Source organism: Streptomyces sp. A0642 (assembly GCF_004795105.1).
Lineage (GTDB): Bacteria > Actinomycetota > Actinomycetes > Streptomycetales > Streptomycetaceae > Streptomyces.
Genome location: NZ_SSBL01000008.1, coordinates 106,824 through 118,992, shown reverse-complemented (window position 1 = coordinate 118,992; position 12,169 = coordinate 106,824). Strand labels below are relative to the sequence as shown.

The 12,169-nt window shown below is 71.0% G+C and carries 11 protein-coding genes; 10 read left to right on the top strand and 1 reads right to left on the bottom strand.

Annotated elements, in window-relative coordinates; translation table 11 throughout:
- Positions 1–66 precede the first annotated feature (66 nt).
- The 4 genes from E6R60_RS17120 (at position 67) to nusB (ending at position 3,259) form a co-directional block, all read left to right on the top strand.
- Positions 67–951 (top strand): Pro-rich N-terminal domain-containing protein, encoded by an 885-nt coding sequence (locus E6R60_RS17120; protein WP_136327434.1) that lies wholly within the window; start codon positions 67–69, stop codon positions 949–951.
- Positions 952–1,101: 150 nt separating this feature from the next.
- Positions 1,102–2,208, top strand: a complete 1,107-nt coding sequence (locus E6R60_RS17115; RefSeq protein ID WP_136327433.1) for an aminopeptidase P family protein — start codon at positions 1,102–1,104, stop codon at positions 2,206–2,208.
- 50 nt (positions 2,209–2,258) lie between these two features.
- Positions 2,259–2,825: an elongation factor P gene (gene efp, locus E6R60_RS17110; protein WP_136327432.1), complete on the top strand. Its 567-nt coding sequence runs from the start codon at positions 2,259–2,261 to the stop codon at positions 2,823–2,825.
- Between the two features lie 2 nt (positions 2,826–2,827).
- Positions 2,828–3,259 carry a transcription antitermination factor NusB gene (gene nusB / locus E6R60_RS17105; protein ID WP_024490948.1) on the top strand — a complete coding sequence of 144 codons (432 nt, stop codon included), beginning with the start codon at positions 2,828–2,830 and terminating at the stop codon, positions 3,257–3,259.
- Positions 3,260–3,425: 166 nt separating this feature from the next.
- Here nusB and bldD read toward each other — a convergent pair whose 3' ends face one another.
- Entirely contained in the window at positions 3,426–3,926 is a 501-nt protein-coding gene (gene bldD, locus E6R60_RS17100) for a transcriptional regulator BldD (protein ID WP_136327431.1), read from the bottom strand.
- A gap of 221 nt (positions 3,927–4,147) precedes the next feature.
- On the opposite strand from bldD, the gene pyrR reads away from it, so the two are divergent.
- From pyrR to carB, 6 genes are all read left to right on the top strand, one after another.
- The gene (gene pyrR, locus E6R60_RS17095; RefSeq protein WP_136327430.1) at positions 4,148–4,732 is read left to right on the top strand and encodes a bifunctional pyr operon transcriptional regulator/uracil phosphoribosyltransferase PyrR; all 585 of its coding nucleotides are present in this window, start codon (positions 4,148–4,150) and stop codon (positions 4,730–4,732) included.
- A gap of 85 nt (positions 4,733–4,817) precedes the next feature.
- Complete coding sequence (locus E6R60_RS17090; RefSeq protein ID WP_136327429.1) at positions 4,818–5,813, top strand: aspartate carbamoyltransferase catalytic subunit; 996 nt, start codon at positions 4,818–4,820, stop codon at positions 5,811–5,813.
- Positions 5,814–5,815: 2 nt separating this feature from the next.
- Entirely contained in the window at positions 5,816–7,102 is a 1,287-nt protein-coding gene (locus E6R60_RS17085) for a dihydroorotase (protein ID WP_136327428.1), read from the top strand.
- Positions 7,099–7,713 carry a hypothetical protein gene (locus E6R60_RS17080; RefSeq protein WP_136327427.1) on the top strand — a complete coding sequence of 205 codons (615 nt, stop codon included), beginning with the start codon at positions 7,099–7,101 and terminating at the stop codon, positions 7,711–7,713. Before E6R60_RS17085 ends, E6R60_RS17080 begins: the two co-directional genes overlap by 4 nt.
- Entirely contained in the window at positions 7,710–8,852 is a 1,143-nt protein-coding gene (gene carA, locus E6R60_RS17075; protein ID WP_136327426.1) for a glutamine-hydrolyzing carbamoyl-phosphate synthase small subunit, read from the top strand. The genes E6R60_RS17080 and carA overlap by 4 nt, the downstream gene beginning before the upstream one ends.
- On the top strand, positions 8,845–12,153 hold the full coding sequence (gene carB, locus E6R60_RS17070; protein WP_136327425.1) for a carbamoyl-phosphate synthase large subunit: 3,309 nt from the start codon (positions 8,845–8,847) through the stop codon (positions 12,151–12,153). Before carA ends, carB begins: the two co-directional genes overlap by 8 nt.
- The last annotated feature ends 16 nt before the right edge of the window (positions 12,154–12,169 follow it).

The window sequence follows — 12,169 nt, the reverse complement described above, 5'->3', positions numbered from 1 at the left end:
GGCCGGGGAAGGTACGGTTGCCGTTCCACCAGCGCCAGTTGCCTGTACGAGACGGAGTGCCACCGGATGCAGCACGCAGTGGGGGCCCCGCTGCCGCCGCCCCAGGGACCCGGAAACGGACCCGTCGGCTGGCCGCACCAGGCCCAGCACCCCGGGCATCAGGGCCCGCCGGCCCCTTCGCCGGCCGGTCCGCCCGCCCAGCCGCCGACCGGTCACCCGGGCCCGCCGCCCGCGGCCCCGCCCGCCCCGCAGGGGCAGCACGGCCAGGGCTGGACCGGACCGGCGCCTCGCCAGGCCTCCGCCCCGGTCTCCAGGGAGACCACCGGGCACATCCAACTGCCGCCCGGCGGGCCCGTGCCGCTGCCCGCTCCGCCCGCGGGGCCCGGCACCGGCACCGCGACCCTCGCCGTGCTCCTGATCGGCCCGGCAGGCGCCGGGAAGACCACGGTGGCCAAGCTCTGGGCCGCCCGCCGCCGCGTCCCGACCGCCCACGTCAGCCTCGACGACGTCCGCGAGTGGGTCTGCTCCGGCTTCGCCGACCCGCAGGCGGGGTGGAACGACCAGTCCGAGGCCCAGTACCGCCTGGCCCGCCGCACCTGCGGCTTCGCGGCCCGCAACTTCCTCGCCAACGGCATCTCCTGCATCCTCGACGACGCCGTCTTCCCGGACCGCCCCGTCGTCGGCCTCGGCGGCTGGAAACGCCACGTCGGCCCCGGGCTGCTCCCCGTGGTCCTGCTGCCCGGCCTGGAGATCGTCCTGGAGCGCAACGCGGCCCGCAGCGGCAACCGCCGCCTCTCCGACGAGGAGGTCGCCCGCATCCACGGCAGGATGGCCGGCTGGTACGGCTCCGGCCTCCCGATCATCGACAACTCCACCTATGACGTGGAGACCACCGCCCGCGTCCTGGACGACATACTCGCCCGCTCCCTCGCCAGCCCTCCGGCCTGGTGAGCCGGCTTCCGACGGCCCCTCTCGCCGGCTGAGCGGGCCTCCTGCGGGCTGAGCGGGCCTCGCGGCCGCCGAGCCACGGCCGGCCGGGGGCGTACCCCGGTCGGGTGCGCAGGCCGGGCGGGCCCGGCGCCTCGCTCGTACGCTCGATGCATGTCAGAGGTGTACGCCGTCCGCCGCGGGCTGCTCCGCGACCGGTGCGCCGCCGTCGGATCCGCGGCCGCCCTGGTCTCCCGCCCCGCCAACGTCCGCTACCTGGCGGGCGGAGCGCCCCTGGGCGCCGTGCTGCTGCTCGGCCCCGACGAGGACGTCCTGCTCTGCCCCCGCGCCCCGACCGGTGATCCGGCCGACGGGCGCACCGACGAACAGCTGCGGGTCGACCTGCTGCCGGTGAGCGGCGGTGATCCCGTGGTCGCCGCCGCGGATCTGGCCGCCGCCGGCGGGGCGGAGTCCCTGGCCGTGGAGGAACACGACCTGACCGTCGCCCGGCACCGGGCCATGGCCTCGGTCGCCCCGAAGCTCCGGCTGGCCGATCTCGCCACCAACGTCGAGCAGCTGCGCCTCGTCAAGGACGAGGAGGAGATCGGCTGTCTGCGGATCGCCGCGGAGATCACCGACCAGGCACTGGGCGAGCTCCTCGAATCGATCCTGGTCGGCCGCACCGAGCGGCATCTGGCGCTCGAACTGGAACGCCGGCTGGTCGACCACGGCGCCGACGGCCCCGCGTTCGCCACCTCCGTCGCCACCGGACCCAACTCCGGCAGGGGCCGCCACCGCCCCTCGGACCGACGGGTCGAAGAAGGAGATTTTCTCTCCGTCTGCCTCGGCGCCACCTATCGTGGCTACCGGTGCGAGATCGGCCGCACCTTCGTCATCGGAACGGCGCCGGCCGACTGGCAGATCGAGCTCTACGACCTGGTTTTCGCCGCTCAGCGGGCCGGACGGGAGGCCCTCGTGCCCGGCGCCGCCTATCGCGACGTGGACCGTGCGGCCCGCCAGGTCCTGGACTCCGCGGGCCACAGTGAGGGCCTCGCACCCTGGACCGGGCACGGGGTGGGGCTCGAAATCGACGAGGACCCGCAGCTGACACCTGAAGCCATGGGTAAACTGGACGCTTGTGTGCCGGTCACCGTCGAACCGGGGGTCCACCTCCCGGGCCGGGGCGGAGTCCGGATCGATGACACGCTCGTCGTGCGCCCCGAGGCGGACGGCGGACCCGAGCTACTCACCATTACGACCAAGGAGCTGCTCGCGCTCTAGCGCGCATCCTTGGCCGTTCCACCAGCTTCAGTCCAGGAGATTCCGCAACCGTGGCTTCCACGAACGACCTCAAGAACGGCCTGGTGCTCAAGCTCGACGGAGGCCAGCTCTGGTCCGTCGTCGAGTTCCAGCACGTCAAGCCCGGCAAGGGCCCGGCTTTCGTGCGCACCAAGCTCAAGAACGTGCTCTCCGGCAAGGTCGTCGACAAGACGTTCAACGCCGGCGTGAAGGTCGAAACGGCCACCATTGACCGGCGCGACATGCAGTTCTCGTACATGGACGGCGAGTACTTCGTCTTCATGGACATGGACACCTACGACCAGCTGATGGTCGACCGCAAGGCCGTCGGCGACGCCGCCAACTTCCTGATCGAGGGCTTCACCGCCTCCGTCGCCCAGCACGAGGGCGAGGTGCTCTACGTCGAGCTGCCGGCCGCCGTCGAGCTGACCGTCCAGCACACGGACCCGGGCGTCCAGGGCGACCGGTCCACCGGTGGCACCAAGCCCGCCACGCTGGAGACCGGCTACGAGATCGGCGTCCCCCTCTTCATCACCACCGGTGAGAAGATCAAGGTCGACACCCGCTCGGGCGATTACCTCGGCCGGGTGAACAGCTAACCGTGGCTGCCCGGAATACGGCCCGCAAGCGAGCCTTCCAGATCCTCTTCGAGGCCGACCAGCGCGGTGAGTCCGTGCAGACGGTCCTCGCGGACTGGGTCCGGCACTCGCGGTCCGACACCCGTCAGCCGCCGGTCACCGAGTACACGATGGAGCTCGTCGAGGGGTACGCGCAGTACGCGGACCGCATCGACGACCTCATCGTCACCTACGCCGTGGACTGGGAGATCGACCGCATGCCGGTCGTCGACCGGAACATCCTGCGGCTCGGTGCGTACGAGCTGATCTGGGTGGACGCGACACCCGACGCGGTGGTGATCGACGAGGCGGTGCAGATCGCCAAGGAGTTCTCCACCGATGACTCGCCGTCCTTCGTGAACGGCCTGCTGGCCCGTTTCAAGGACCTCAAGCCGAACCTTCGCCGGGAGCAGTAGCCCCGGCGGCGTTCTGCCGCCGAAGGGCCCACGGTCGCCAGACCGTGGGCCCTTCGGCATGTCCGGGGCAGGCCCGTGAGGACGGCCCGGAAAACGGAAACGCCGGGTCCGGCGGGGCGCCCGGGAAGGGCCCCGCCGACCCGGCGGTACGTTTCTGCGGGGGCGGTCAGGCCTCGTCGTGAGCGACAGCGCGGCGCGCGTCCGCGTCCAGGACGCCCCAGCTGATCAGCTGTTCCGTGAGCACGGACGGCGACTGGTCGTAGATCACGGCCAGCGTGCGCAGGTCGTCCTGGCGGATCGACAGCACCTTGCCGTTGTAGTCCCCGCGCTGGCTCTGGATCGTCGCCGCGTAGCGCTGGAGGGGCCCGGCCTTCTCCGGCGGGACGTGGGCGAGGCGCTCCAGCTGGAGCACGAGCTTCGGCGGCGGCTCGGCGGCCCCGCCGGGCGTCGTGCCGGGCAGGAGCTCCTGCACCGGAACCCCGTAGAAGTCAGCCAGCTCGGCAAGGCGCTGTACGGTCACGGCGCGGTCGCCGCGCTCGTACGAGCCGACCACGACGGCCTTCCAGCGGCCCTGGGACTTCTCCTCCACGCCGTGGAGGGAAAGGCCCTGCTGGGTGCGGATGGCGCGGAGCTTGGCCCCGAGCTGTTTTGCGTATTCGCTGGACATAAGGCTCCCCGGACGCTGGAACATTGCGCGGCTCCGCCGCGTGGCTGGTAACTCACTGTGAGGTTACGCAGCGTTACTTGTGTGCGTCAAGCTGAACGGTACGGACCGGCACCTCCCGGGGGTGGTACCAGTGCCCTGCCCGGGCCCTGGTAACGTGGATGACGCAATTTCGACGTCCTTTAAGATCCGTCCGGTGAGGCGGAGAAGGAGGTCCGTTTCTTATGGACGCACAGCACGACGCCACCGGCAATGCGGCACGCCCCGTTCTCGAGGCTCCCGACATCGCCCGCGTACTGACCCGCATCGCCCACGAGATCGTCGAACGCGCCAAGGGCGCCGACGACGTGGTGCTTCTCGGCATTCCCACCCGGGGCGTCTTCCTCGCCCGCCGGCTCGCCGACAAGCTCGAGGAGATCACCGGCCGGAAGATGCCGGTCGGATCGCTCGACATCACGATGTACCGCGACGACCTGCGGATGCGCCCCGCGCGCGCCCTGGCCCGCACCGAGATCCCCGGCGAGGGCATCGAGGGCCGCCTCGTCGTCCTCGTCGACGACGTCCTCTTCTCCGGCCGCACGATCCGCGCCGCACTCGACGCGCTCGGCGACATCGGCCGGCCCCGCGCGGTGCAGCTCGCGGTCCTCGTCGACCGCGGCCACCGCGAACTCCCGATCCGCGCCGACTACGTCGGCAAGAACCTCCCCACGTCGCTGCGGGAGACGGTCAAGGTCCAGCTCGCCGAGGAGGACGGCCGCGACGCCGTGCTGCTCGGAGTCGAGCCGGCCGCCCCGGCGGTCGAGCGGTAGCTGCCCTCCGTCACGGCCCCCTGCCGTACGGCGGCTTCCGCACGCCCGCACGCCTGAACCCTCCAGCCACCCGGAGAACACCCAGATGAAGCGCCACCTCATCTCGGCCGCCGACCTCACCCGCGACGACGCCGTCCTGATCCTCGACACCGCCGAGGAGATGGCCAGGGTCGCGGACCGGCCGATCAAGAAGCTCCCGACCCTGCGCGGACGTACCGTCGTCAACCTCTTCTTCGAGGACTCGACGCGCACCCGCATCTCCTTCGAGGCGGCCGCCAAGCGGCTGTCCGCCGACGTCATCAACTTCTCCGCCAAGGGTTCCTCGGTCTCCAAGGGCGAGTCGCTCAAGGACACCGCCCTGACCCTGGAGGCGATGGGCGCGGACGCCGTCGTCATCCGGCACGGCGCCTCCGGCGCCCCGTACCGCCTGGCCACCTCGGGCTGGATCGACGGCGCGGTCGTCAACGCCGGCGACGGCACCCACGAGCACCCCACCCAGGCCCTCCTGGACGCCTTCACCATGCGCCGCAGGCTGGTCGGGGCCGACGCCGGGCTCGGCAAGGACCTCGACGGCCGGCGGATCACGATCGTCGGCGACATCCTGCACAGCCGCGTCGCCCGCTCCAACGTCCACCTGCTGACCACCCTCGGCGCGCACGTCACCCTGGTGGCCCCGCCCACCCTCGTCCCGGTCGGCGTCGAGCAGTGGCCCTGCGACGTCACCTACAGCCTCGACGAGGTGCTGCCGAAGTCGGACGCTGTGATGATGCTCCGTGTGCAGCGTGAGCGGATGAACGCCGCCTACTTCCCGACCGAGCGCGAGTACTCCCGCCGCTACGGCCTGGACGGCGAGCGCATGGCGAAGATGCCCGGACACGCCATCGTCATGCACCCCGGCCCGATGGTCCGCGGCATGGAGATCACCGCCGAGGTCGCCGACTCCGACCGGTGCACGGTCGTCGAGCAGGTCGCCAACGGCGTCTCCATCCGCATGGCCGTGCTCTACCTGCTGCTCGGCGGCTCCGAGCCCGCAGCCCCGGCCGCCCCCGCCCTTCACGCCCGTACCGAGGAGAACAAGTAACCATGAGCAAGACCCTGATCCGCGGCGCGAAGATCCTCGGCGGCGAGCCCCAGGACGTCCTCATCGACGGCGAGACCATCGCGGCGGTCGGCACCGGGCTCGATGCCGGCGACGCCACCGTGATCGAGGCGGCGGGCCAGATCCTGCTCCCCGGCCTGGTCGACCTCCACACCCACCTGCGCGAGCCCGGCCGTGAGGACTCCGAGACCGTCCTCACCGGCACCAAGGCCGCCGCGGTCGGCGGCTTCACCGCCGTGCACGCCATGGCCAACACCTTCCCGGTCGCCGACACCGCCGGCGTCGTCGAGCAGGTCTGGCGGCTCGGCAAGGAGTCCGGCTACTGCGACGTGCAGCCCATCGGCGCCGTCACCGTCGGCCTGGAGGGCAAGCAGCTTGCCGAACTCGGCGCCATGCACGATTCGGCCGCCGGAGTGAAGGTCTTCTCCGACGACGGCAAGTGCGTCGACGACGCGGTGATCATGCGCCGCGCCCTGGAGTACGTGAAGGCGTTCGACGGGGTCGTCGCCCAGCACGCCCAGGAGCCCCGCCTCACCGAGGGCGCCCAGATGAACGAGGGCATCGTCTCGGCCGAGCTCGGTCTCGGCGGCTGGCCCGCCGTCGCCGAGGAGTCGATCATCGCCCGCGACGTTCTCCTCGCCGCGCACGTCGGCTCCCGGGTGCACATCTGCCACCTCTCGACCGCCGGCTCCGTCGAGATCGTCCGCTGGGCCAAGTCCAAGGGCTGGAACGTCACGGCCGAGGTCACCCCGCACCACCTGCTCCTCACCGACGAGCTCGTACGCTCCTACAACCCGGTCTACAAGGTGAACCCGCCCCTGCGCACCGAGGCCGACGTCATGGCCCTGCGCGAGGCCCTCGCCGACGGCACGATCGACTGCGTCGCCACCGACCACGCCCCGCACCCGCACGAGGACAAGGACTGCGAGTGGGCCGCGGCCGCCATGGGCATGGTGGGCCTGGAGACCGCGCTCTCCGTCGTCCAGGAGACGATGGTGGACACCGGACTGCTCGACTGGGCCGGTGTCGCCGACCGCATGTCCGCGCGCCCCGCCGCCATCGGCCGCCTCGACGGACACGGCCGGCCCGTCTCGCAGGGCGAGCCCGCCAACCTCACCCTCGTCGATCCGGCATACCGTGGAGCAGTGGACCCCGCGGGCTTCGCCTCCCGCAGCCGCAACACCCCCTACGAGGGGCGCGAGCTGCCGGGCCGAGTGACCCACACCTTCCTGCGGGGCCGTGCCACGGTCGTCGACGGGAAACTCGCGTGACAACACTCAGCCCCACCCACCAGCTGTACCGACTGGCCGCCGAGCGGAAATCGGCGGAGGTCACCGACTGGTCCGCCCGCATCAGCTGGGTGATCGGACTCATCGTCCTCATCGCATTCGTCTACTGGCTGATGCGCCAGGGATGGAAGTGGCGCGGCAGCCTCCAGTCCGGACTCTCCGACCTCGCGACCACCCCGGCCGGCTACGCGGACGGCGAGAAGCTGCTCACGCTGACAGGGCGCTACCACGCCTCGACGACGGCCGGGCAGTGGCTCGACCGCATCGTCGCCCACGGCCTCGGCACCCGCAGCCGCGTCGAGCTCACCCTCACCGCTCAGGGCCTCGACGTCGTACGGCCCGGCGCGACGGACTTCTTCGTCCCCGCCGCCGACCTGCGCGAGGCCCGGACCGACAAGGCGCTCGCGGGCAAGGTCCTGCCCGAGGGCGGCCTCCTGGTCATCACCTGGGCGCTCGGCGACCAGCTGATCGACTCCGGATTCCGGTCCGACCACGCGGCCGAACACGCCGCCTGGGTCGAAGCCGTCAACGCTCTCGCCGGCCCTCGCACCCGCACTCCCCTCACCAGCACTACGGAAGGCACCGCACGATGACGATCTCCACCCGGGGAGCCGCCAAAGCTCCCGCCGTACTCGTCCTGGAGGACGGCCGCTCCTTCCGCGGCCGCGCCTACGGGGCCGTGGGGGAGACCTTCGGCGAGGCGGTGTTCTCCACCGGCATGACCGGTTACCAGGAAACCCTGACCGACCCCTCGTACCACCGCCAGGTCGTCGTGATGACCGCGCCGCACGTCGGGAACACCGGGGTGAACGACGAGGACCCCGAGTCCAAGCGGATCTGGGTCGCCGGATACGTCGTGCGCGACCCCGCCCGGGTGCCCTCCAACTGGCGCTCCCGCCGCTCCCTCGACGAGGAGCTCGCGAGCCAGGGCGTCGTCGGCATCAGCGGCATCGACACCCGCGCCCTCACCCGCCACCTGCGCGAACGCGGCGCGATGCGGGTCGGCATCTTCTCGGGCAACGCCCTGGAGGACGAAGGCGTCCTGCTCGCCAAGGTGCGCCAGGCCCCCGAGATGAAGGGCGCCGACCTCTCCGCCGAGGTCGCCACCAAGGAGACGTACGTCGTCCCCGCCGTCGGCACGAAGAAGTTCACCGTCGCCGCGATCGACCTCGGCATCAAGGGCATGACCCCGCACCGGATGGCCGAGCGGGGCATCGAGGTCCACGTCCTGCCCGCCACCGCCACCCTGGAGGAGGTGTACGCGGTCCGGCCCGACGGGGTCTTCTTCTCCAACGGCCCGGGCGACCCGTCCACCGCCGACCACCCCGTCTCCCTCATGCAGGGCGTCCTGGAGCGGCAGACCCCCCTCTTCGGCATCTGCTTCGGCAACCAGATCCTGGGCCGCGCGCTCGGCTTCGGCACGTACAAGCTGAAGTACGGCCACCGCGGGATCAACCAGCCCGTGCAGGACCGCTCGACCGGCAAGGTCGAGGTCACCGCGCACAACCACGGCTTCGCCGTCGACGCCCCGCTCGACAAGGTCTCCGACACCGCCTACGGGCGCGCCGAGGTCTCCCACGTCTGCCTGAACGACCAGGTCGTCGAGGGCCTCCAGCTCCTCGACCGGCCTGCCTTCAGCGTCCAGTACCACCCCGAAGCGGCCGCCGGCCCGCACGACGCCGCGTACCTCTTCGACCGCTTCGTTTCCCTGATGGAGGGCCAGCGTGCCTAAGCGCTCCGATATCCAGTCCGTCCTGGTCATCGGCTCCGGTCCGATCGTCATCGGACAGGCCGCCGAGTTCGACTACTCCGGCACCCAGGCCTGCCGCGTCCTCAAGGCCGAGGGCCTGCGCGTCATCCTGGTGAACTCCAACCCGGCGACGATCATGACCGACCCGGAGATCGCCGACGCCACGTACGTCGAGCCGATCACCCCCGAGTTCGTCGAGAAGATCATCGCCAAGGAGCGCCCCGACGCGCTGCTCCCGACCCTGGGCGGCCAGACCGCGCTCAACACCGCGATCTCCATGCACGAGAACGGTGTCCTGGAGAAGTACGGCGTCGAGCTCATCGGCGCCAACGTCGAGGCCATCAACAAGGGCGAGGACCGCGACCTCTTCAAGGGTGTCGTCGAAGCCGTCAAGGCGAAGATCGGCTACGGCGAGTCCGCCCGCTCCGTCATCTGCCACACCATGGACGACGTCATCGAGGGCGTCGACACCCTCGGCGGCTACCCCGTCGTCGTACGCCCCTCCTTCACCATGGGCGGCGCCGGCTCCGGCTTCGCCCACGACGAGGAAGAGCTGCGCCGCATCGCCGGCCAGGGCCTCACGCTCTCCCCGACCACCGAGGTGCTCCTGGAGGAGTCCATCCTCGGCTGGAAGGAGTACGAGCTGGAGCTGATGCGGGACAAGAACGACAACGTCGTGGTCGTCTGCTCCATCGAGAACTTCGACCCGATGGGCGTCCACACGGGTGACTCGATCACCGTCGCCCCCGCGATGACGCTCACCGACCGCGAGTACCAGCGGCTGCGCGACATCGGCATCGCGATCATCCGCGAGGTCGGCGTCGACACCGGCGGCTGCAACATCCAGTTCGCCATCGATCCGGCCGACGGCCGGGTCATCGTGATCGAGATGAACCCCCGCGTCTCCCGCTCCTCGGCGCTCGCCTCCAAGGCCACCGGCTTCCCGATCGCCAAGATCGCCGCCAAGCTGGCCGTCGGCTACACGCTCGACGAGATCCCCAACGACATCACCGAGAAGACGCCGGCCTCGTTCGAGCCGACCCTCGACTACGTCGTGGTCAAGGCCCCGCGCTTCGCCTTCGAGAAGTTCCCCTCCGCCGACTCCACCCTCACCACCACCATGAAGTCGGTGGGCGAGGCCATGGCGATCGGCCGGAACTTCACCGAGGCCCTCCAGAAGGCACTGCGCTCCCTGGAGAAGAAGGGCTCGCAGTTCGCCTTCACCGGCGAGCCCGGCGACAAGGCCGCGCTGCTGGCCGAGGCGGTCCGCCCGACCGACGGCCGGATCAACACCGTCATGCAGGCGATCCGGGCCGGCGCCACCCAGGAAGAGGTCTTCGACGCCACGAAGATCGACCCCTGGTTCGTCGACCAGCTCTTCCTCATCAAGGAGATCGCCGACGAGCTCGCCGCGGCCGACAAGCTCGTCCCCGAGCTCCTGGCCGAGGCCAAGCGGCACGGCTTCTCCGACGTGCAGATCGCCGAGATCCGCGGCCTGCGCGAGGACGTCGTCCGCGAGGTGCGGCACGCGCTCGGCATCCGCCCGGTCTACAAGACGGTCGACACCTGCGCCGCCGAGTTCGCCGCGAAGACGCCGTACTTCTACTCCTCGTACGACGAGGAGAGCGAGGTCGCCCCCCGCACCAAGCCCGCGGTGATCATCCTCGGCTCCGGCCCCAACCGCATCGGCCAGGGCATCGAGTTCGACTACTCCTGCGTCCACGCCTCCTTCGCCCTGAGCGACGCGGGCTACGAGACCGTGATGGTCAACTGCAACCCGGAGACGGTCTCCACGGACTACGACACCTCCGACCGCCTGTACTTCGAGCCGCTGACGCTCGAGGACGTGCTGGAGATCGTGCACGCCGAGTCCCTCGCAGGCCCGATCGCCGGTGTCATCGTCCAGCTCGGCGGCCAGACCCCGCTCGGCCTGGCGCAGGCGCTCAAGGACAACGGCGTGCCCGTCGTCGGCACCTCTCCGGAGGCCATCCACGCCGCCGAGGACCGCGGCGCGTTCGGCCGGGTCCTCGCCGAGGCCGGCCTGCCCGCCCCGAAGCACGGCACCGCCACCACCTTCGCCGAGGCCAAGGCCATCGCCGACGAGATCGGCTACCCCGTCCTCGTACGCCCGTCGTACGTGCTCGGCGGCCGCGGCATGGAGATCGTGTACGACGAGACCCGGCTCTCCTCGTACATCGCGGAGTCCACCGAGATCAGCCCCACCCGGCCGGTCCTGGTCGACCGCTTCCTCGACGACGCCATCGAGATCGACGTCGACGCCCTCTACGACGGCACCGAGCTGTACCTCGGCGGCGTCATGGAGCACATCGAGGAGGCCGGCATCCACTCCGGCGACTCCGCCTGCGCCCTGCCCCCGATCACCCTCGGCGGCTACGACATCAAGCGGCTGCGCGCCTCCACCGAGGGCATCGCCAAGGGCGTCGGCGTCCGTGGACTGATCAACATCCAGTTCGCGCTCTCCGGCGACATCCTCTACGTCCTCGAAGCCAACCCGCGCGCCTCCCGCACCGTCCCCTTCACCTCGAAGGCGACCGCGGTCCCGCTCGCGAAGGCCGCCGCCCGCATCTCGCTGGGCGCGACCGTGGCGGAGCTGCGCGCGGAGGGCCTGCTGCCCAAGCACGGCGACGGCGGCACCCTCCCGCTCGACGCGCCGATCTCCGTCAAGGAGGCCGTCATGCCGTGGTCGCGCTTCCGCGACATCCACGGCCGCGGCGTCGACACGGTCCTCGGTCCGGAGATGCGCTCCACCGGCGAGGTCATGGGCATCGACTCGGTCTTCGGCACGGCGTACGCCAAGTCGCAGGCCGGCGCGTACGGCCCGCTGCCCACCAAGGGCCGCGCCTTCATCTCCGTCGCCAACCGCGACAAGCGCTCGATGATCTTCCCGGCCCGCGAGCTGGTCGCCCACGGCTTCGAGCTGATGGCCACCTCCGGCACGGCCGAGGTCCTCAAGCGCAACGGCATCAACGCCCGCGTCGTGCGCAAGCAGTCGGAGGGCCCGGGCCCGGACGGCGAGAAGACGATCGTCCAGCTCATCCACGACGGCGAGGTCGACCTCATCGTCAACACGCCGTACGGAACCGGTGGCCGGCTCGACGGGTACGAGATCCGCACCGCGGCCGTCGCGCGGTCCGTTCCCTGCCTCACCACGGTCCAGGCGCTCGCCGCGGCCGTCCAGGGCATCGACGCCCTCAACCAGGGAGACGTCGGCGTACGTTCCCTCCAGGAACACGCCGAGCATCTGACGGCAGCGCGCGAATAGCAGCCCAGAGGGGGAC